The sequence below is a fragment of the Nocardia sp. NPDC051911 genome (genome assembly GCF_040681035.1).
GTDB classification, from domain to species: domain Bacteria; phylum Actinomycetota; class Actinomycetes; order Mycobacteriales; family Mycobacteriaceae; genus Nocardia; species Nocardia sichangensis.
In genome coordinates this window covers 169,902-189,779 of the sequence record NZ_JBFAXY010000009.1, presented here as the reverse complement: position 1 = coordinate 189,779, position 19,878 = coordinate 169,902, and the positions used below count along the sequence as shown (strand labels likewise).

The window sequence follows — 19,878 nt, the reverse complement described above, 5'->3', positions numbered from 1 at the left end:
GTCCGCGGCAAGCCGGTGACCGAGCGCACTGCGTGTCGAAAGCGCGTATGACCCGCACGGTCGCCGTGTCAGACCAGCAGTTCGCTGGTCGCGCTGTGCGTCGGCGCGGTGAGCACCGTTCCGGTGTCCCCGGATTCGACGACGCAACCCTGGTCGAGGACGATCAGCCGGGGACAGTATCCGGCGACCAAGGCCATGTCGTGTGTGATGACCAGCAAGGCGGTGTCACGTTCGGACCGGATCCGATCCAGCAGCGCCATGATCGCCGCCGCGGTGGTGTGGTCCAGCGCCGAAGTGATCTCGTCGCACAGGAGCACGGCGGGTTCGGCGGCGAGGGCGCGGGCCAGCGCGACTCGTTGCCGCTGGCCGCCGGACAGTTCGTGCGGATAGCGGGCGGCCAGGTCAGCGGAAAGCTCGACGGCGGCAAGAATTTCCTCGATCCGCCACGCGAGATCCCGGCGTGCGACCCGCCCGATCCGCCGCAAAGGGCGGCCGAGCGTTTGCGCCACGGTGCGGCGCGGGTTGAGCGCGGACCGGGGGTTTTGAGTGACCAATTGAATGCCGCCCGCGCCATGGTGAATTCGCCGGTTCGCCCCAACGGCGATCGGGTCGCCACGCAGTTCGAGCGATCCGGTCGCCGAATGGTGCAGCCCCGCGAGCACGCGAGCCAAGGTGGTCTTGCCCGCGCCCGACGCGCCCACCACCGCGAGCGCCGAGCCCGCCTTCAGCGCGAGGTCGATGTCGGCGAGCACCCGGTGTCCGTCGATCGAGGCGCTGATGTTCTCGGCGCGCAGCACGACGTCGGGCGGTCGGTTGTCCGTCGAGACGGCCGAAGGCTTGTGACAGTTGCGCGCTCGCTCTCCGGTCGAGGCGACGTCCGGCGGAGGGAGAGCACTTCGCCGTTCGGCACGCACCTGTGTACCGCCCGACGGAGACGGAGGCGGGGACGCCGGACGGACCGCGCCGAGTTCGACGATGTCGTCGGCGATCGAGTGCACGAGAGCGGTGTCGTGCCCGGACAGCAAGATCGCCGCCGAACGCTCGCGGGCGAGTGCCGCCAGCTGCCCGGCGATATCGGTGCGCAGTGCGCCGTGCAGCCCGGCCAGCGGCTCGTCCAGCACCAGCACGCCGGTCCGGCGGATCAGCGCCCTGGCGAGGGCGACGCGACGCTGCTGACCGCCGGACAATTCACCGGGGCGGCGGCGAAGGTAGTCCGGCGACAGACCGACCAGCGCGAGCGTGTCGATCAGGGTGGACTCGGGCGCGCGCGGCGCGACCTCGCGTAACAGGGCGCGCACGCGCAGCAGCGGGTTCAGCGCCGACCCGGGATCCTGCCCGACGTAAGCGATATGCTGACGTCGGAAGCGTTGCAGCGCAACGCGATCGAGCGCCAGCACATCGTGTCCGGCAACCGATGCCGAGCCCGTCGTGCGCGCCGCCGCGGACGGGAGTTGCCCGAGCAGTGCGCGCATCACCGTGGTCTTGCCCGACCCGGACGGGCCGGTGAGCGCCGTGACCGTGCCCGCCGGTATCCGGAAAGTCGCGGGTCCGGCCAATTCTCGCCCGTCCGGACCCAGCACGGTCAGGCCGTCGACCGCGACGAGATCGGCCCGCACCTGCCCGGCGTCATCCGCCTCGGCCGTCCGACGCGCGCTCGTCGTGACGTTCACGTTCATTCCCGCTCCCCTCGCCCGAACGCCGACACCGCCAGGTTCACGCTCACCGCGACGATCGCGATCGCGAGGCTCGGAGCGAGCACGGCCCAGGGGTTGAGCAGCATGCCGGAGGCGTTCTCGCGCACCATGACCGCCCAGTTGCTCGCACCGAGCGTCGTGGGCAACTGGAGGAAGGACGCCGTGCTCACCAGATAGACCGCCGCCACGAAACGCAGCCCGAGCTGAGTCGTCGACACCGCGCGCAGGTTCGGGATCACTTCCCGGAATACCAGGTGCCCGAGCGACTCACCGGCGGCTCGCGCGCTCTCTACATATCCGGACGCCGCGACCCCAGCGGCGGCGGCCGTGAAGATCCGCGCGCAATAGGGAACGCCGAACAGCAGCGCCAGGACGATCAGTCCCAGGGTTCCCGCGTCGGGCCACGAGGTCAGCACGAGCAGAATCCCCAGCACCGCGGGTAGCAGGATGAACAAGTCGGTGCCGAGTTCGATCCACTGGCCGATCCGCGGGCGCAGCGCCGCGACCGCGCCGAGGACACACGACAGTCCGGTCACCGACACCGCGATCACCGCGGCCACCAGCAGCAATCCCCAACCGCCATAGAGCAACTGGCTGAGCACGTCGCGGCCGAGCCGGTCGGTGCCCAACGGCGCGCAGGCAGCGGGATCGCCGAACGGGATGCCGATCGCTTCCTCCGCCGGGTGCGGCGCCAGCGTCGGTCCCAGCGCCGCCGCCAGCGTGACCAGCAGAGCGGGCGCGACGGCCAGCCACCCGAGCCGCCACCGCGCCGGGCGCGCGATCTTCGCGGGAGCCGTCATCGCCGCCCCCGCAACGACCAGGCGCGGATGCCGTCGGCGGCGGCGAGCACGACCATGATGAGCACCCCGGACAACGCGACCACCGCGGCCACCACCGAAGTGTCCCGATCGGCCACCGAACCGGCCAGGACCGCCCCTAGACCGGGATAGTTGAACACGGTCTCCACCACCAGAGCACCGCCGAGCAGCATCCCGACCGTGGTGGCGAAGCTGGCGACTATCGTCGGCAACGCGAACGGCAGCACGTGCCGCGCCAGCACCGCACGGGCCGAAAGCCCGTCCAGCACAGCGCTTTCCACGTGCGGAGCCAGCGCGGCGTCGGACAAGGCGGCGCGCACCACCCTGGTGTTCCATCCGATCTGGGGCAACGCGAGCGCGAGCACCGGCAACACCAGCATCTCCGGTCCGGCCGGCATCCCCGACCGGCCGGTGATGGTCACGGCGGGCAGCCAGCCCAGCGCCAGCGCGAACACCAGGATCAGCACCGTGGCGATCACGAATTCGGGAACGGCCACCGCGGTGGTCGTCGTCGGCTGCAAGACGCGCGCGGCCACGCTGCCCGGACGCGTCGCCCACCACGCGCCGAGCGCGAGCGACGCGAGCACGGTCACCGCGAGGGCGATACCGCCGAGCAGCAGCGTCGGCGGGAACTTGTCGACGAGCAGGTCGTCGACCGGCCGTCCGCGCGCGGTACGTCCGAAATCGCCGGTCACGACGCCCGCGATCCAGTTCCAGAACCGCACCGCCAGGGGACGGTCCAGTCCGAGTTCGTGTTCTTTGGCGGCGATCTGCTCGGGCGTGGCCTCCCGGCCGAGGACGGCGCGGGCGGCGTCGCCCGGCAGCAGGTCCACGGCGACGAAGACGCAGGCCAGCAGCGTCACCAGCAGGATGACGCGCCGGAGCAGCAGTCGCGCGAACAGCATCACCCGGCCAGCCAGGCCTTCTCCAGCTGGACCCTGGCGAACCCGCCGAGCGTGGGCAGGTCGCGCACCCGGGAGGCGGCGATGTCGATGCCGTCGGCCATGCCCCAGACCAGGTAGCCGCCGCGCTCGTACTGGATGCGCTGCAACTCCTGATTCGCCTGCCGGTACTCCGCGTCGGTGCGCGCGGCGAGCGCTTTCGCGGTCGCGGCGTCGAATTCGGCGTCCGTGAAACCGGTTTCGTTGCGGTTCGATCCGCTCGAAAGCAATTTGCTCGCGAAGAAGAGGGTGGAGTCGTTGGTGCCCCAGGAGATCGTGTACAGCGGCGCCTTCAACCAGGTCTGGTCGTAGAAGGCGTTCGGCTCCTGGGTGACCACGTCCAGCCGGACGCCGATCTCGGCGAGCTGGGTGGCGATCACCTTCGCCGATTCCACCTCACCGGGCGCCTCGGCCTTGGTGACGAAGGGGTAGCTGCGCCCGGTGTCGAATTTCGCCTCGCGCAACAGCGCTTTCGCGCGATCGAGGTCGCGGGTGCGCTGGGCGAGGGAGGTGTCGTAGAGCGGATCGGCCGTGCCGAGAATGTCGTTGGCCACCGTTCCGTATCCGGAATGCACCTGGTTGACCAAGGCTTTGCGGTCGATGCCGAGCCGTAGGGCGGTGCGCACCCGTGCGTCGGCGAACGGGCCGTCGGAGCTGCGCATGGCGACACCGACCACCGTATCGTTCGGTCGGCGCACGACGGCCAGATCGCCGCGTCCCTCGGCGGTGCGGCCCGCGATGGCGCCGACGTTGGAGGCCAGGTCGATCTGCCCGCCGAGCACCGCGTTGCCCAGCGCGGTCACGCTTTCGAACATGGTTACCTCGATGGCGTCCAGCGGCGGCGGCCCGCCGTGCCACCGCTCGTTGCGCACCAGCCGGGCGTTGCCGCCCTGATAGGACTCCAACCGGAACGGTCCGCTGCCCACGGCCTTGGTGAAATCGGTGGTGTCCTTTTTGACCGTGAACGTCATCAGCCGCACCAGCAGCGGCAGTTGGGTATTCGGTTCGGGCACGGCCAGCACCACCCGGTTCGGCCCGTCGGCGGAGATGTCCTCCACGGCCACCGGCATCTTCGACGCGCCACCGACCGTGCGCAGCCTGCGCAGCGACCACACGACATCTTCGGACGTCACCGGTGTCCCGTCGTGGAAGGTCGCGTTCTCGGCCAGGGTGAAGCTCCAGCGCCGCCGGTCGGCGTCGGGCTCCCACCGATTCGCCAGGCGGGGAACGACGTTCGGGTTGCCGCCCGGCACGGTGAGGGCGTCGTAGACCAGGGAGGTGACGAGGAAGTCGCTGTCGTTGCTGAGGTTGGCGTGCGGATCGCGTTCGATGCGCGCCGCGGTGCCGAGCGCGCCGACTCGCAGCGTGCCGCCAGGTCGTGCGGGCCCGGACACGTCGGCGTCATCGGAACAAGCGGCCACCAGCAGCACAGCCCCCACGCCGAGACTCGACCGCAGCAAGTCCCTTCGATTCAAAACCATTGTGCTGCCCCTCTTCCTGAACCGAACCCACGGCGGTACCGCACACAGTGCCTTGATCAGGACAGGCTAGCCTAATGCGCGGCGCGACTCGCCGATACCGGCATCAAAACGGCAGTGCAAGGGCGCATCTCCCGCAAACCGCCGACCGAGCCCCGGCACGCCCACCGGACCGACTTCACCCGAGCCGAAGTTATGCGATTCGGCTATTTTTTGCCGACTCGCTTAGGTAAGCCTTGCTTCACTTCCTACAAAGGGCTACCTTCCCATACTAATCGTGAACCCTGCTTTTCCCACTGCTGCGAAGAAGGGATACCCGGTGAAAAGCGTTCTCTCCGAACGTAAGCCGCTTCACCCCCTAGACCTCGAACGACGCGAGCTTTCCCCGGAAGCGGGCCGCGCGGTGCGCGCTGTCGCCAGAGAGATATCGGTCACGCTCGATCTCGCACTCGCCGATCCGGCGGCCGCGGCGCGCACCCTCTCGGACCCCGCGCTCATCGAACGGATCGATGCGGGCGCGGCACGGCTCCCCGCCGAAGTGCGCCACGCCATGCGCCCGCCCGCCACCCCCGCGGGCGCCACAGTCGTCGGTCGTCTTCCGCTGGTGGACAACGAATTCGGACCGACTCCGCCGAACTGGCGGGAGGCGGCGCGCTGGAGCGGAGATCCGGAGCGGCGCGCGCGTTCGTTCGAACTCGACTTGGTGATGCTGCTGCTGGCGCGGAGCGCGGGCGAGCCGTTCGGCTGGCAGGGCCAGCAGGACGGCCGATTGGTCAACAATATTGTTCCCGCGGCCGGTCAGGAACACGAACAGTCCGGCGCCAGCAGCAAAGCGCTGCTCAGCCCGCACACCGAGGACGCCTTCCATCCGGAGCGCGCCCACCTGCTGATGCTCGGTTGCCTACGTAACCCGGATCTGGTCGGCACCACCGTGTCGTCGGTGCGCCGGATCGAACTGTCCACCGCGCAACGCGAACTGCTCAGCACTCCCGCACTGCCGATCCTGCCGGATGTCTCCTACGGCGACGGTCACGAAACCTACCCGGCCGCACCGATTCCGACGCTGTGGAGCATCGCGGGCGCCGACCGGCAGACGCTGCGCTACGACCCGGCGTACACACCGCTCGACGACGCCGACCCGGAATTCCGCGCGGCATATGAACAACTCGCCGCCGAGCTCGAACGCGTCTGCGTCACCGCGTCGCTCGCCCCCGGCGAGCTGTTGCTGGTGGACAACGACGTCGCCGTGCACGGCCGAGTGCCGTTCACCGCCCGGTACGACGGCACCGACCGGTGGCTCAAGCGAGTGAACATCCGGCTTCCGGAACGCCGACGGCGGGCCGAGGAAGCCGACGAGAATGGCTACGGGCAACAAACCGTAGCCCCGTTCCGGACGGCGGCCACCCCGCCGGTTCAGAGCGGCACTCATGAGCGGGATGCAGTACGACATGATCGAGGACCCCTTGAGCACGCGTGACCGAAGCACACCCCTGCGGGTGTTGAGCCGAAGCGACCTCGCCGACGTGCCGATCACACCGGCCGCGGTGGTACGCGCCGTGGAAGAGGCGTATCTCGCCCTGGCGGCGGGCGATTCGGACAATCCGCGCAAGCTCAGCGTCGCCAACCCCGACGGCTGGTCGGTCGCCTACGCCATGCTCGGCCGGGACGGCCGCAGGCGCGTGGTGGCGATGAAGACCTCCTACAAGTTCGACCCCGGCCACGATCGCAGCACGAAGCGGTACTACACGACCATCACGCTCTACGACGACAGCACCGGCGCGCCGATCGCGATGATGGACTGCGCGCGGGTCGGCGCGTTGCGCACGCCCGCGGTGTCGGCTCTGCTGGTGCGCGAGACGATCCGGCGGGGCGCGGAGAGCGTGCTGCTGATCGGCACCGGAACCCAGGGCCGCAACGCCCTTCCGCATCTGCTCGCCGCGAACCCGCAGCTGCGCAAGCTGATGGTCTACGGCACGCACCCCGAGGGCCTGGCAGCCGTGCATCGCGTGCTCGCCGAGCACCATCCGCACGCGCTGCTCGAGACCGTCACCGATCCACGCGCCGCGGCGGCCACGGCCGATGTCGTGCTGGCCACGGCGGGCCCGGCCACCGAAGTGGCGCTCGAATCCGACGATCTGGCCCCCGGTTCGGTGGCGGTGCTGGTCGGTTACGGGCTCGCGCCGTCCGCGCTGACCGATGCCGACCGCGTGATCGCGACCAGCGCCGAGCAGATGGCGCTGACCGGCACCGACATGGCCGGGCCCGACGGCACGCTGCGCACGGTGGACGCCGAGCTGCCGCAGATCCTCGATCGCCGTGCGGTCGCGCGCCGCTCCGACGACGAGCGCGTCTTCGTCTACAACAGCGGGCTGGTGCTGACCGACATCGCGGTGGCCCACGCGCTGGCGGAGCGGGCGATCGCGGAAGGCCGTGGCACGGAGGTACCGCTGTGGGACTAGCGCACGGAGGTGCACGGTGGGACTAGAACACGCGAGTGTCACCGTGGCGCCCGCGGACGAGGCGGCCACGCGCGATTCGATCAGCGCGTCACCGATGCCCGCGCATCTCGATCCGTGGGAGCGCCGCCTGTTCGCCGATCCGGACCTGCTCGGTGACCTCGCTTTCACGCTGGGCGGGCCGTTCCACGTGATGTACCCGGCGCGGGTCGGCCACAACATCCGGGCCTTCCACGGAGCTTTCGAGAGCGCCGGGGTGCAAGGTGCCATCTACTACGGCAAGAAAGCGAACAAGGCCGCGTGCGTCGCGCGAGCCTGCGCGGAACACGGTGCGGGCGTCGACGTCGCCAGCGTCGGCGAACTGACCACCGCGCTGGCACAAGGCGTGCGCGGTGCCGAGCTCATGGTGACCGGACCGGCGAAGGCGGACGACCTGCTGTGGCTGGCCGCCCGGCACGGTGCGCTGATCGCCGTGGACGATCTCGGCGAGCTCGAACGGCTCGCCGCGCTGGCGCCCGCCGACGGGCCCGCGCGAGTGCTGATCCGCGTGCTGCCCGCGGCCTCGGCCAGCCGGTTCGGCATGACCTCCGGCGAAATCGAGGAAGCCCTCGCGCTGTGCGGCGCACGCGATTCGATTCGTTTGGAGGGCTTCAGTTTCCATCTGTCGGGCTACGACGCGGTGGCGCGCGCGGAACTGGCGGGCGAGCTGATCGCCCGCTGTCTGCACGCGCGCACGCTGGGGCATCCGGCCACCACCGTGTCGATCGGCGGCGGCTTCGGCGTCGACTACGTTCCGGCGGACGCGGCGATGGAGTTCACGGCGCGGGCGGGCAGGCAGTGGTTCCACTCCGGCAAGGCCTTCGATTCGTACTATCCGTACCACTTTCCGGTGCCCGGCGCGGCCATGCTCGCGCAGATCCTCGACCACGCGGATCTCGCCGGGCGACTGCGCGACAACGCCGTGCGGCTGGCCGTCGAACCGGGGCGCGCGCTGCTCGCGCACGCGGGCTGCACCGTTTTTCGCGTCCAAGGCAGCAAGACCAGGCACGCGCACGGCCAGCCCTACCGGTTGCTCACCGTGGACGGCACCAGCCTCAGTCTCTCGGAGCAATGGTTCGACAGCGAGTATCTGCCCGATCCGGTGCTGTGGCCCGCGCGGCCCGGCACCGCGACGCCGACCAGCGTCGGGGCGGCCACCTGTCTGGATTCCGACATGCTGAGCTGGCGGCGGGTGCCGTTGCCTCGCCCCGCCGAGGTCGGCGATCTGCTGATCTACCCGAATACCGCCGGTTATCAGATGGATTCGAACGAGTCCGCGTTTCACGAACTGCCCATCCCACCGAAAGTCGTACTGCACGACGCACCCGGCGATCGCTTCCGCTGGACCCGCGACGGCAGCTGACCCGACTTCCCGATTAGAACCAGGAGACCTCGATGCCGCTCGTCACGCGCGTGACGGATCTGATCGGCCGCACGCCGCTGTTCGAGCTCGCGGCCACCGCGACCGGCACCCGCCTGCTGCTCAAACTGGAGCAGTTCAACCCGACCGGTGCGGCCAAGATCAGGATGGCGCGCGAAATGGTGCTCGACGCCGAGCGTCGCGGTTTGCTACGCAGTGGCGGACATATCATCGAGTCCACATCCGGCAACACCGGGCTCGGCCTCGCGGTAGTTGCCGCGGAACGTGGGTATCGCTTCACCGCAGTGGTCGACCATCACGCATGTAAGGACAAACTGCGCGCGATGCGGGCAATGGGTGCGGAACTGGTGTTCGTCGCCGACGAGGGCGACGACAACCTGGCCACCTCGGCACGGGAGGACCTGGCCGAGGCGATGGCGGCCGAACGGGACGACGCGTACTTCACCGAGCAGCACAACAACGACGCCAACGCGGTGGGCTACTACCCGGTGGCCGAGGAATTGCTCGAGGACGTCGACCGGGTCGACATCCTGCTGTCCGCCGTGGGGACCGGAGGTTCGCTGTTCGGCACCGCGACCCGGCTGCGCCAGCTCGGCTGCACGCCGCACGTCATCGGGGTCGAACCGGTCGGCTCGATCGCCTTCGGCGGGCCGGGCGGTCCGTACTGGCAGTCGGGCACCGGCACCCCGCCGGGCGCCACCATCGGCACCGCCGTGGACTATTCGCTGCTGGACGAGGGCGTGAAGGTCACCGACGTGGCGGCCTTCGCGACCGCCCGCGCGGTCGCCGCCGAACTGGGGCTGATGATCGGCGGGTCGGCGGGCGGCTCGGTGTACGCCGCGCTCACCCGGCTGGAGGAGTTCCCGCCGGGCTCCACCGTGGTCACCATCGTGTGCGACGGCGGGGAGAAGTACTTGGACACGGTGTTCGACGACGAGTGGATGAACGAGCGCGACCTGCTCGACCCCGGCACCGAACGCGAGATCGCGCTGCTGCTGCGGCGCTACACGCCCGCCGCCAGGAGCACGTTGGTGGAAGCGCGGTGAGGTCCGGTCGTTGGTACGGTGCGACGCTGCGCCCGCGCGGGACGACGCTCCCGCCCTCTGTGAAGGAGAACCGGTGATCGTGACGAGTTTCCGCGGCGACGGCGGGCGGCTCACCGCGCTCGCGACGCCGATCGCGCTGACCCAGCTCGCCCAGATCGCGGTATCCACCACGAACATCGCGCTGATGGGCACGCTCGGCGTGCGGCAGGTCGCCGCGGGCGGCCTGGCGATCGTGCTGTTCAACCAGATCCGCACCATGTGCGTCGGTTTGATCACCGGCAGCGGCAACCAGATCGCCACCGCCGTGAGCGCGGCGGGCAAACGCGGCGAATCACCGGATCCGGAGATCCGCGACCTGCTGCGCTCGAGCTTCGCGATCGCCACGATCGCCGGGTTGCTCGGCGGTGCGGTGCTGATCGGGCTCGGCTGGGCGCTGCCCTGGCTCGGCCAGGACCCGGGAGTGCTCGCCGACGCCCGCCCGCTGATGATGGCGCTCGCGCCGGGCCTGCTGCCGTGCCTGTGGTTCCAGGTGCTGCGCCAGTACACGGTCGGCATGCAGCGCCCGCAGGCGCTGCTGCTGGTGACGCTCGGCTCGGTGGTGCTGAATCTGCTGTTGGCGCTGGGCTTCATCCACGGCAAGGGCGGCCTGCCCGAACTCGGGCTCACCGGTATCGGTGTCGCGACCTCGCTGGTCTTCCTGATCACCTTCGGCGTGTTCTGGGTGATGGTGTGGCGCGACGAGGAACTCGGCCGCACCCTGCCCGGCACGCCGCTGCCGGTGCGGCTCACCACCGTGCGCGCCGAGCTGCGACTGGGCACGCCGATCGCGCTGACCTACGGCTCCGAGGCCGGCATGTTCTCGGTGCTCGCGCTGGTCATGGGCAGCATCGGCCCGGCGGCGCTGGCCGCGCACAACGTCGTCTACCAGATCATCTACATCGTGTTCCAGGTGGCGATCGGTCTCTCGCACGGTGCGTCGATCCTGGTCAGCCACGCGGTCGCGCGCGACGAGCATGCGCACGCCCGTGCACTGGCCTGGCTGGCGCTGCGGCACGCCGCGGTGATCGCCGCGGTGACGGGCGCGGTGTACGTGATGGCCCCCGATCTGGTGCTGCGCCCCTTCCTGGACTCCTCGGACGCCGACACCATCCAGGTCGCGCACACCCTGCTGCTGATCGGCATCGTGCTGCAATTCTTCGACGCCGCTCAGAACATCGGCACCGGCCTGCTGCGCGGGCTGAAGGCGACCAACGCGGGCTTCCGGCTCTCCCTGATCGGCTACTGGGGCGTAGGCCTGCCCGTAGCCCTGCTGCTGGCCTATCCGGCCGGGCTCGGCGCGGCGGGCGTCTGGTGGGGACTCACCGCGGGCCTGGCCACCACCGCGATCCTCATGCTGCGCCGCTACTTCGCGTTGCTGGACGAGAAGGACCGCGACCGCCCGCACCTGCTCCCGGAGACCCTCACGACCCAGAGCTGATCGGTCCCGATCGCGCTCCGGGCACCTCCGGGTCGTCGGACGGCTCTCGCGATCGCCGAAGCCGCATCGGCCGGGCCCTCGGCCGCACGACAAGTTGGGCTGAACCGGTCCGACGTGGTCCACGACGGACGCCTACCCCGTTCCGGGGCTGCCCCGGCACGCCACTCGCGGTGCCGAAGGGCGGCCTCGGAGCAGCTAGTCCAGCCCGGGACGGGGATGCCTCGAAACCCGCCGTGTACCGGCCCGACGGCCCGTCGCGGGGCAGCGCCCGCAGCGGCTTCGACCGGAGCTTCGACGCTCGGGAGCCGTGCTCGGACCGTGCGATCGCGAAGGTCCGGCGGACTCCGGGCCTGCCGGTGCCGGAACGTGCGATCGAGATCGTGGGCACCGACGACGGAAACTGGACTCGCGCCGACCCGGTTCGGCCATCACCGTCGGCGCTCCACGCGTGCGGGTTCTCTCGACAACGACCGTGGCGGAGGGTGTGTCGCGTAGCGTTGAAAACGTCGTCGGCCGGGCCGGGATGACGTGCGCGGCCCGGGATCGGGAGGTGCCGGATGCTGAGCGTGTTCTCCTCGCCGGGGCACTACGTGCAGGGCCGGGACGCCACCGCCGCGCTCGGGGCGGAGATGACCCGCCTCGGCATCGGCGGGCCGGTGCTCATCGTGGCGGGCTCCAGCGCTTTCCGGCTGCTGGCAAGCACCTGGGAGCGCTCGCTGACAGACGCGAAGATCGCCTATTCGATCCATCTGTCCGGTGGCGAATGCAGCCGGGCCGAGATCGCCCGGATCGCCCACGCCGTCGAGGAATCCGGCAGCACGGTCGTCCTCGGGGCGGGCGGCGGCAAGGTGCTCGACGCGGCCCGCGCGGTCGCCGACGACCTCGATCTGCCGATGATCAGTTGCCCGAGCACCGCCTCCAGCGACGCACCGTGCAGCGCGCTGTCGGTGATCTACACCGACGCGGGCGAGTTCGAGGCGTATCAGCTCGTGCGGCGGAATCCGGCGCTGGTGCTGGTGGACACCTCGGTCGTCGCGCAGGCCCCGGCCCGGCTGCTCGCCGCGGGCATGGGCGATGCCCTGGCGACCTGGTTCGAGGCGCGCACGTGCAGCGCCGCCCAGGTGCGCAACATGCGCGGCGGCGCCTCCACGCGCAGCGCCGCCGCCTTGGCCGAACTCTGCTATCGCACCCTGCTCGCCGACGGCGCGCAGGCGCTGACCGCCGTCCACACCCGCGGCGTCACACCGGCGCTGGAGCGCGTCGTCGAGGCCAACACCTTGCTCTCCGGACTCGGCTTCGAATCGTCCGGGCTGGCCGCGGCGCACGCCGTGCACAACGGTCTGACCGCCGCCGCGCGAACGCGCCCGTTCCTGCACGGCGAGAAGGTCGCGTTCGGCACCCTCACCCAATTGGTGCTCGAGGGCGCGCCCGCGTCCGAGATCGGCACGGTGCTGGATTTCTGCGCCGAGGTGGGTTTGCCGACCACGCTGGCCGCCCTCGGGCTGCCCGAGGCCGACGACGAGACACTGGCGGCCATCGCACAGCGTGCGACCGCTCCGGGCGAGACGATCCACAACGAACCCTTCACGGTGGATGCCGCGATGGTCGTGGACGCCCTGCGCACCGCCGACGCCCTCGGTCGGTGACCAATCCCACATCCACCCGCGTTCACCCAGCGTCCGACACCGAAACCTCACCTTCCCGCAAGCGAGTCTTCATCAACCGCCGGGAAACCTGTCCGTAACCGGCGCTATCGTGGCGACGGAGCCAAGCCAATGGCGGGCAAACCGCCAGGAGGGATTCGGTCCGGTGTCCATCACCAGAGTCGCGGAGTATCCGCGTCCGGATCATGTGTTGTTCCACTTCAGCGATACACATCTCATCGCGGGCCACGACCCCCTGTACGGCGATGTCGACGCCGACCTGCGGTTACGGCAACTGCTGGACCAGGCCGCGGCGAGCGGGATCCGGCCGACCGCGATCGTGTTCACCGGCGACCTCACCGACCGGGGCGAGCCCGCCGCGTACGCCAAGCTGAAGTCGATCGTCGAACCATTCGCCAGAAGTCTGCAGGCGCCCATCGTGTGGGTCACCGGCAACCACGACGACCGCGCCGCCCTCCGCGCCCGCCTGCTCCACGAGTACCCCACCAATTCCCCGCTGGACCGGGTGCATCTGATCGACGGATTGCGCATCGTCGCCTTGGACACCTCGGTGCCCGGCCACCACTACGGGGAGATCTCCGACGACCAGCTGGAGTGGCTGCGCTCGGTCCTGGCCGAGCCCGCGCCCTTCGGCACCATCCTGGCCATGCACCACCCGCCGGTGCCGTGCGTGATCGACCTCGCCGTCACGGTGGAACTACGGGATCAGCGCCGACTGGCCGACGTGCTGGACGGCACCGACGTGCGCGCCGTCCTCGCCGGGCACCTGCACTTCTCCACCAGCGCCACGTTCGCGGGCATCCCCGTCTCGGTGGCGTCGGCCACCTGCTACAGCCAGGATCTCGGTGTGGCGCAGGGTGGCCTGCGCGGCCGGGACGGCGCGCAGGCCTTCAACTACGTGCACATCTATCCGGACACCGTGGTGCACTCGGTGGTGCCCATCGAGCGCGGTCGCACGGTGGGCGCTCCCGCCACGCCGGAGGAGGCGCGGCAACGGCTGACGGAGGAGGGCATCGTGATCCCGCCCGCCGCGCGCATCCCGCACGTCATGCGGCGCCCTGCGTCGACTCCGGAAGCGGATGACGAGGCGGTGTACTGAGCCGTTCCCACGGCGCGGGCTCGGGGTAGTAGCGGGCCAGGAACTCCGAGACGATCCGCACCCGGTCGGACTCGGCGACCTCGGGGAAACTGCCGTCGTTGAGGCAGAAGAAGTCGACGTCGCGATGACGCGCCAGCCCGTCCAGCAATGCCAGACCGTGGTAGCTGGTCGTGTCGACGTACCGCATCTTCGCCGACTCCTGGGGCACCGCGCGCCCGGTCAGCATGGCGTAGTAGTGATACAGCGAATTGGTGACCGAGATGTCGGTGGCCGCGCGGAACCGGCTCGCGCTCGTGCGCGCGAAGTCCGCGGCGAACTCCTCCTCCATCTCCATGAGCACGCTGCGTCGCAATGGCGCGGGCGTGTGCTCCAGGTGCCGCGTGATGACATAACCGAAGCGCTCCGCCAGCAGCGCCCGGTTCACCCGGGCGGCGTTCTCGAAACCGCTGCGCCGCTCGTTGTTGCGTCCGGGCCCGATCCTGGTGTCCGCTTCGATGAATCGGCTCACGCCGCCCGGCGTGAAGAACATCGACGGACGCACCGGACGTGCGAAGAACATGTCGTCGTTGGAGTACAAGAAGTGCTCGCTGAGCCCGTCGATGTGCTGCAACTGGCATTCCACCGCGTGCGAATTGAACACCGGCAAGCCGCTGACGTCCCGGAAGTGGTCCGCCGCGGGCACCACGGTCACCTTCGGATGCGCGGTCAGCCACTCCGGCGGCGTGGAGTCGGTCGCGATGAAGATCCTGCGGATCCACGGCGCGTTCTTGTGCACCGACCGCAGGGCGTACTTCAACTCGTCGATCTGGCGGATCCTGGCGTCCGCGTCGTCACCCTCGCCGACCACGACCTGAGCGAGCATCCCGGCGCGGCGGGCGCGGAATTCCGGATCGGAGCCGTCCACCCAGGAGAACACCAGGTCGATATCGAACCCGACGTCACCGGTCTGCGGCGCGAACATGTCCGCCAGGGTGGGCCAGGTCCGGTCGAACAGCCGCACCTGCGTGCGCTGGACGTCGGCGAGGTCGAAGACCGGGCGGGTCAGCGCGTTCGAGCGCGGGCAGGTCACCGTGTCGCCGTGGTATTCCCACAGCTCCAGCTCGACATGGTGCGCCGGGTCGTGGTCGCGCCCGAGCCGGAAGACGTTGTGCCGCAATTCGACACAGGAGAACCCCGCCGACATCGCCGCGGCGGTCACCCGGCGCACCATCAGGCGCTGCGCCGCGTCGGCCGCGAGCACGAGCCGGTGCCCGCTGTCGCGCACCAGCAGGAACGGCACCTCCGCGGCGGCGAGTTCCGCGCGCAGGTAGCCGAGATCCTCGATCATCGCGGCGGACACGGCGAGATTGCTCGCCATGGCCCGCGTGACCATTTCCACCGCCCCCGAGTCCACTGCTCCCCTGTCCGTCATGACTGCCTCCACTTCCGTCGAACCACCGGTCTGAAGATTGCGTCCGGGGCACCGCGCCGAGCGCCGATCCGTCGATGCCGGGGCATCGACGTGCGAGGACCGCGCGCCTGGCGCGGTGACATTCAGAAGTGGGGAAGGGTGCCGAAGCGCGGGTACGAATTGATCACCCGGTATGTAGACGACTGGTAGACCATTTCGTTTCACCTCACTCACGGCCGGACGCGCATGGCGTCATGGATGGAAACGCTGCACTCGTGCGGGAACGATCGAATGGCACGGGTGGCAGCTGCACGCCGGACGGTCATCGGCCGACTGGAAAGTGGTCTGCCCAGGAAACTCCGGGCACCTCTACGAATGATGCAACGCGCTCGACATTCCGTCAATCGGTGCGGCTGAACCGCACCTGTCCGTGGGCTGCCCACGGTCGTGGCACACACTGGGCAATATAATTAGGATAGGCTCACCATATCATCAGAGAAAGGGTTGTGCCGGTGCGCGTCGTCATTCTGTTCGGATCCGAGATGGGCACCGCGGAGTCCGCGGCGGACACCATCGCCGCGGAGTTGCGCGGGGCGCACGACGTCTCGGTGCACGACATGACGGACTTCGACCTCGCGGATCTGGACGTCCGCGACTTCCACGTCGTCGTGTGCTCGACCTACGGCGACGGCGAGCTGCCGACCGGCGCCGAACCCTTCGCCGACGCGCTCGACCGCGACACGCCGGATCTGCACGGGCTGCGTTTCGCCGTCTTCGGGCTCGGCGACATCGTGTACGGCGACACGTTCAACCGCGGCGGCGAGATCATCGCCGAGAAACTCGCCGCGCGCGGCGCCGTGCAGGTGGGCGAGCACGCGCGACACGACGCGTCGGCAGAGGTCCGCGTGCGCGACATGGCCAGGGAGTGGGCCGCCGCGCTCGACATTCCCGCGCTGATCTCGGCCTGACCGGCGCCGGGCACGCGCCGCTGGTCACCGAAGCGCGGTCCGGACAAAGCGCCCAGCGCCAGCGCGCAAGGCGCACAGCGCCTTAGACTGCTATCAAGCGCGGCACAGCCCGCCGCGCTCGACGATCCATGAGGTGACGAAGATGGCAGCCGGAGCGAGCCCCGCCCAACGTCAGCACAACTCGACAGATCATCCCGAGCTGGACGCGCTCCCGGAATGGCCACTGGAGACGATCGGTGTACTGGTGACCACCGACCCTGCACCGCATGCGATTCCGGTGTCCTGGCCGGTGCGGGCCGGTGACCGGCGCATCCTGATCAGCCTCAAGTACGATCGCGGTTCGCTGGCGCGGTTGCGCGAACATCCCGAGGTGGCCCTGCTGATCCTCGGTGGGGGCAACGTGGCGATGTGCGCAAGGGGCACCGCACACGTGGTCGCCGAGCAGATGCCCGACGCCGCCGACTACGTCGCCGTCCGCATCGACGTCGACGTGATCGACGACCATCGCCAGTCGGCCTTCGCGGTCGTGCAAGGCATCCAGCGCACGGTGCTCGACGACGAGAGCGAGTTGCGGGCGCTGAAGGGCCGGGTCGACACCCTGAGATCCTGGGCAGACCACCAGAACTAGATCGGCCCGGCGTTCCCGGGAGCAGAGAAAGAGGCGGCACCGGCCGTGCCGCGCGGAAGGGGATCATGAGCGTCACTCTGGCCAAAGGCGGCAATGTCTCGCTGTCGAAGCAGGCCGCGAATCTCACCAAGGTGTCGGTGGGGCTCGGCTGGGACGTGCGCACCACCACCGGCGCCGACTACGACCTCGACGCCAGTGCGCTCGCCTGCGGACCGAATCTGAAAGTGCTGTCCGATCAGCATTTCGTCTTCTACAACAACCTGCGCTCGCCCGATGGATCCATCGAGCACACCGGCGACAACCTCACCGGCGCGGGCGAGGGCGACGACGAGGTGATCAACATCGACCTCACCGCCACGCCGCCGAACATCACCAACATCTTCTTCCCGGTGTCCATCCACGACGCCGACGCACGCGGCCAGTCGTTCGGCCAGATCCGCAACGCCTTCATCCGCGTCGTCGACGCCGCCACCGGCGTCGAACTGGCCCGCTACGACCTCACCGAAGACGCCTCCACCGAAACGGCCATGATCTTCGGCGAGCTCTACCGCCACAACAACGAGTGGAAGTTCCGCGCCATCGGCCAGGGCTACGCCTCCGGGCTCGCGGGCATCGCCCGGGACTACGGCGTCAACGTCTGACGGTTCGATTCGGGTTCGCCGCGCCGGTCTTTCGGCCTCGTGCTCCATCGGCATCGAGCGCCGGAGGACCCGCGCGGCACGTTTCGCCTCCGGTCGAACTCACGGGAACCGCTTCGCGATCGCCGCGGCGATCGCTTCCGGTGCGTGTTCTTGAATGAAATGCCGCGCGTGCGGCAGCTCGACTACGTCGAGATCGGTGAAGGCGGCCCGCATTCGCGGGATACAGGCGTTCGGACGGAACACCATGTCCCGCATTCCCCACACCAACAGGGCCGGCTTGTCGCCGAGCAGGACGGGCACATCTCGGGCGAGTCGGTCCAGCAGCGGGCGTGCGGCACGAATTTCCTTGGGCGTCGCGGCGAGTCCGCGTCGGGCTTCCGCGGTGGGCTGCACCGCGCGATAGTGGTCGGCCTCGGCCGCGCTCAGCTTGCGCCCCAGTTCCGCGAGCAGGACGCGCTCGACGAGGAAATTCTGTTCGAGTATCCGCCGCTGCATCGGACGGCTGCCCATGATCACGCTGAACGCCCGATTCGCCAGCGCTTCGGTCGGCCAGAACGAGGTATTGCCCAGCACGATCCCCCGCACCCGATCAGCGCGCGCGGCGCTCGCGCCCAGACCGATGGGGCCGCCCCAGTCCTGTCCCATCAGAACGAAGCCGTCGAGCCGCAGGTGATCGATCAGTTCGCCGAGGACCGCGGTGTGCTCGGGGATCGTGTAGCCGAAGCCCTCGGGACGTTCGGACAATCCGAAACCCGGATAGTCGACGGCGATACACCGGTACCGGTCGCGCAGGTCCTTCACGATGTGGCGGTAGAGGAAGCTCCAAGCCGGAGCGCCATGACAGAACAGCAGCGGCGGCCCGGCCCCCTCGTCGATGTAGTGAACCCGGCCCGCCGACGAGTCGAACCAGCGCGACTCGAAGGGGTACAGACTCTTGTCAGGAACGAAATCGATCAGCATTGGCCCCTCCCTCCGAGACAGGCTACCTCGGGTGCACCCGAGCGCGCGGTCGCCTCCACCGAGAGGCCGTCTCCGGAGCGGAAACCCCCGTGGTCGGTTGATGAAGACCGACGATTTCAGCCCAGGCGGCCGGCCGAGTGGAACGACACGAATCGCGGAGTCACCCGCAGCAGACCGGGTCGTCACAGGGGTCACCGACTTCGCTTCCGTAGGCGACCAAGTGGTGGACCGGGGCCAGGATTCGTTCGGCGGTGTCGGGGTCGAGGGGCGGTGCGGACCGGTCGCTCGGTCGTCCCCAAGTGGGCGGCGTGTCGTCGATGTCGAAACGGGGTGCGCCATTGATGAACAGTGTCCACAGCGGGTGGTCGGGGAAGCCGTTCATCCGTAGAACCCACCACTGGCCGTCGACGTGGGCGGCGACGGGGAATCTGCCGTTCCCGGTCGACTGCCATCGCGGTCGTGCGTTCAGTTCGGGGTACCGCATTCTTTCAGTTTCCCTGAATCGGACGGCCGCGCGGGAGTCCTACTCGGTTCCCTCCGGCCAGAAGGCGTGCCAATCCTCGGCGGTGAGCGGAAGACGTTCGCCGCGTTCCTTTTCCGCGCTGTCCTCCGCCGCGCGGATGGCGGTGGCGAAGGTGAGCGTCGCTTTGCGGAGGCGTTCTTCGGCGCTTTCCGGGCCACCGAGGTGCACGACGCGCAGGGCTTCTGGAACGAGGGCGGGTGGCAGGCCCGCTTTGGTGCCGCGGGAGACGATCTTCTCGGCGAGTGCCAACGCGGGCTGGGCCATGGCTATGCCGTCCAGGCAGGAACGGCGGGACTTCTCGGCGGATTTGCGTTCTTCCCAAGCGCGTTCCTGGGCGGCGATCTTCTCGGCCACCGAGGCGTCGGGATCGATCGCGGAATCCACCAGGTGCGGGCTGCGGTTGACCAGCTTGGCCACCAGCGCGGCGGCGACGTCGTCGACGGTGAATTCGCCTGCGGCCTCGGCGATCCGGGAGTGGAAGAGCACTTGCAGCAGCAGGTCGCCGAGTTCTTCCTTGATCGTCTCGGCATCGTCGTGCTGGATGGCGTCGAGCAGTTCGTAGGTCTCCTCGAGCAGGTAGGGGCGCAGCGAGTCGTGGGTCTGGGTGACCTCCCACCCACCGAAATGCCAGAGCCGGTCCATGACCTCGACCGCCCCGGCCAGCCCCGCCGCGAC

Annotated in this window: 18 protein-coding genes; 10 read left to right on the top strand and 8 right to left on the bottom strand. The window is 69.4% G+C overall.

All coding sequences use genetic code 11. From position 1 onward, the window contains the following. Positions 1-68: 68 nt before the first annotated feature. The 4 genes from AB0L97_RS14065 to AB0L97_RS14050 are packed head-to-tail and all read right to left on the bottom strand — an operon-like array spanning position 69 to position 4,934. Positions 69-1,676 (bottom strand): ATP-binding cassette domain-containing protein, encoded by a 1,608-nt coding sequence (locus AB0L97_RS14065; protein ID WP_364428978.1) that lies wholly within the window; start codon positions 1,674-1,676, stop codon positions 69-71. Continuing rightward, the gene (locus AB0L97_RS14060) at positions 1,673-2,494 is read right to left on the bottom strand and encodes an ABC transporter permease subunit (protein ID WP_364428975.1); all 822 of its coding nucleotides are present in this window, start codon (positions 2,492-2,494) and stop codon (positions 1,673-1,675) included. Before AB0L97_RS14060 ends, AB0L97_RS14065 begins: the two co-directional genes overlap by 4 nt. Further along, a complete protein-coding gene (locus tag AB0L97_RS14055; RefSeq protein WP_364428972.1) occupies positions 2,491-3,417 on the bottom strand; it encodes an ABC transporter permease in 927 nt (308 codons plus the stop codon). The genes AB0L97_RS14060 and AB0L97_RS14055 overlap by 4 nt, the downstream gene beginning before the upstream one ends. Next, on the bottom strand, positions 3,417-4,934 hold the full coding sequence (locus AB0L97_RS14050; protein ID WP_364428969.1) for an ABC transporter substrate-binding protein: 1,518 nt from the start codon (positions 4,932-4,934) through the stop codon (positions 3,417-3,419). The genes AB0L97_RS14055 and AB0L97_RS14050 overlap by 1 nt, the downstream gene beginning before the upstream one ends. A gap of 316 nt (positions 4,935-5,250) precedes the next feature. On the opposite strand from AB0L97_RS14050, the gene AB0L97_RS14045 reads away from it, so the two are divergent. The 7 genes from AB0L97_RS14045 (at position 5,251) to AB0L97_RS14015 (ending at position 14,093) form a co-directional block, all read left to right on the top strand. Next, on the top strand, positions 5,251-6,408 hold the full coding sequence (locus AB0L97_RS14045) for a TauD/TfdA family dioxygenase (protein ID WP_364428966.1): 1,158 nt from the start codon (positions 5,251-5,253) through the stop codon (positions 6,406-6,408). Beyond that, a complete protein-coding gene (locus AB0L97_RS14040; protein WP_355075022.1) occupies positions 6,380-7,390 on the top strand; it encodes an ornithine cyclodeaminase family protein in 1,011 nt (336 codons plus the stop codon). Before AB0L97_RS14045 ends, AB0L97_RS14040 begins: the two co-directional genes overlap by 29 nt. Before the next feature lie 16 nt (positions 7,391-7,406). Beyond that, on the top strand, positions 7,407-8,789 hold the full coding sequence (locus AB0L97_RS14035; protein ID WP_364428963.1) for an alanine racemase: 1,383 nt from the start codon (positions 7,407-7,409) through the stop codon (positions 8,787-8,789). Between the two features lie 32 nt (positions 8,790-8,821). Then, positions 8,822-9,853, top strand: coding sequence for a cysteine synthase family protein (locus tag AB0L97_RS14030; protein ID WP_364428960.1), 1,032 nt, complete (start codon positions 8,822-8,824; stop codon positions 9,851-9,853). 73 nt (positions 9,854-9,926) lie between these two features. Next, complete coding sequence (locus AB0L97_RS14025) at positions 9,927-11,330, top strand: MATE family efflux transporter (RefSeq protein WP_356966826.1); 1,404 nt, start codon at positions 9,927-9,929, stop codon at positions 11,328-11,330. Between the two features lie 557 nt (positions 11,331-11,887). Next, positions 11,888-12,976, top strand: coding sequence for a glycerol dehydrogenase (locus tag AB0L97_RS14020; RefSeq protein ID WP_364428955.1), 1,089 nt, complete (start codon positions 11,888-11,890; stop codon positions 12,974-12,976). Positions 12,977-13,139: 163 nt separating this feature from the next. Continuing rightward, positions 13,140-14,093: a phosphodiesterase gene (locus AB0L97_RS14015; protein ID WP_364428952.1), complete on the top strand. Its 954-nt coding sequence runs from the start codon at positions 13,140-13,142 to the stop codon at positions 14,091-14,093. On the opposite strand, the gene AB0L97_RS14010 is transcribed toward AB0L97_RS14015, so the two are convergent. Beyond that, on the bottom strand, positions 14,041-15,465 hold the full coding sequence (locus tag AB0L97_RS14010; RefSeq protein ID WP_364429126.1) for a stealth family protein: 1,425 nt from the start codon (positions 15,463-15,465) through the stop codon (positions 14,041-14,043). The genes AB0L97_RS14015 and AB0L97_RS14010 overlap by 53 nt on opposite strands. A 530-nt stretch (positions 15,466-15,995) precedes the next feature. Here AB0L97_RS14010 and AB0L97_RS14005 point away from each other — a divergent pair. The 3 genes from AB0L97_RS14005 to AB0L97_RS13995 all read left to right on the top strand — a co-directional run bounded on the left by AB0L97_RS14005 (position 15,996) and on the right by AB0L97_RS13995 (position 17,720). Continuing rightward, entirely contained in the window at positions 15,996-16,451 is a 456-nt protein-coding gene (locus tag AB0L97_RS14005; protein WP_356966832.1) for a flavodoxin family protein, read from the top strand. 142 nt (positions 16,452-16,593) lie between these two features. Beyond that, entirely contained in the window at positions 16,594-17,079 is a 486-nt protein-coding gene (locus AB0L97_RS14000; RefSeq protein WP_356966867.1) for a pyridoxamine 5'-phosphate oxidase family protein, read from the top strand. 65 nt (positions 17,080-17,144) lie between these two features. Continuing rightward, entirely contained in the window at positions 17,145-17,720 is a 576-nt protein-coding gene (locus AB0L97_RS13995; protein WP_355074495.1) for a TerD family protein, read from the top strand. 99 nt (positions 17,721-17,819) lie between these two features. On the opposite strand, the gene AB0L97_RS13990 is transcribed toward AB0L97_RS13995, so the two are convergent. The 3 genes from AB0L97_RS13990 to AB0L97_RS13980 all read right to left on the bottom strand — a co-directional run bounded on the left by AB0L97_RS13990 (position 17,820) and on the right by AB0L97_RS13980 (position 19,845). After that, positions 17,820-18,680 (bottom strand): haloalkane dehalogenase, encoded by an 861-nt coding sequence (locus AB0L97_RS13990; RefSeq protein WP_364428947.1) that lies wholly within the window; start codon positions 18,678-18,680, stop codon positions 17,820-17,822. A 160-nt stretch (positions 18,681-18,840) separates the two neighbouring features. Continuing rightward, the gene (locus tag AB0L97_RS13985) at positions 18,841-19,164 is read right to left on the bottom strand and encodes a hypothetical protein (protein WP_364428944.1); all 324 of its coding nucleotides are present in this window, start codon (positions 19,162-19,164) and stop codon (positions 18,841-18,843) included. 39 nt (positions 19,165-19,203) lie between these two features. Then, complete coding sequence (locus tag AB0L97_RS13980) at positions 19,204-19,845, bottom strand: MazG family protein (protein WP_364429123.1); 642 nt, start codon at positions 19,843-19,845, stop codon at positions 19,204-19,206. Between the last annotated feature and the right edge of the window lie 33 nt (positions 19,846-19,878).

Excerpts from the sequence above, each read along its gene's own strand:
- AB0L97_RS13990 (WP_364428947.1), bottom strand. The coding sequence starts at position 18,680 with ATGCTGATCGATTTCGTTCCTGACAAGAGTCTGTACCCCTTCGAGTCG.
- AB0L97_RS14040 (WP_355075022.1), top strand. The coding sequence starts at position 6,380 with ATGATCGAGGACCCCTTGAGCACGCGTGACCGAAGCACACCCCTGCGG.
- AB0L97_RS14000 (WP_356966867.1), top strand. The coding sequence starts at position 16,594 with ATGGCAGCCGGAGCGAGCCCCGCCCAACGTCAGCACAACTCGACAGAT.
- AB0L97_RS13980 (WP_364429123.1), bottom strand. The coding sequence starts at position 19,845 with ATGGACCGGCTCTGGCATTTCGGTGGGTGGGAGGTCACCCAGACCCAC.
- AB0L97_RS14030 (WP_364428960.1), top strand. The coding sequence starts at position 8,822 with ATGCCGCTCGTCACGCGCGTGACGGATCTGATCGGCCGCACGCCGCTG.
- AB0L97_RS14010 (WP_364429126.1), bottom strand. The coding sequence starts at position 15,465 with ATGGTCACGCGGGCCATGGCGAGCAATCTCGCCGTGTCCGCCGCGATG.
- AB0L97_RS14055 (WP_364428972.1), bottom strand. The coding sequence starts at position 3,417 with ATGCTGTTCGCGCGACTGCTGCTCCGGCGCGTCATCCTGCTGGTGACG.
- AB0L97_RS13995 (WP_355074495.1), top strand. The coding sequence starts at position 17,145 with ATGAGCGTCACTCTGGCCAAAGGCGGCAATGTCTCGCTGTCGAAGCAG.
- AB0L97_RS14060 (WP_364428975.1), bottom strand. The coding sequence starts at position 2,494 with ATGACGGCTCCCGCGAAGATCGCGCGCCCGGCGCGGTGGCGGCTCGGG.
- AB0L97_RS14065 (WP_364428978.1), bottom strand. The coding sequence starts at position 1,676 with ATGAACGTGAACGTCACGACGAGCGCGCGTCGGACGGCCGAGGCGGAT.
- AB0L97_RS14050 (WP_364428969.1), bottom strand. The coding sequence starts at position 4,934 with ATGGTTTTGAATCGAAGGGACTTGCTGCGGTCGAGTCTCGGCGTGGGG.
- AB0L97_RS14020 (WP_364428955.1), top strand. The coding sequence starts at position 11,888 with ATGCTGAGCGTGTTCTCCTCGCCGGGGCACTACGTGCAGGGCCGGGAC.
- AB0L97_RS13985 (WP_364428944.1), bottom strand. The coding sequence starts at position 19,164 with ATGCGGTACCCCGAACTGAACGCACGACCGCGATGGCAGTCGACCGGG.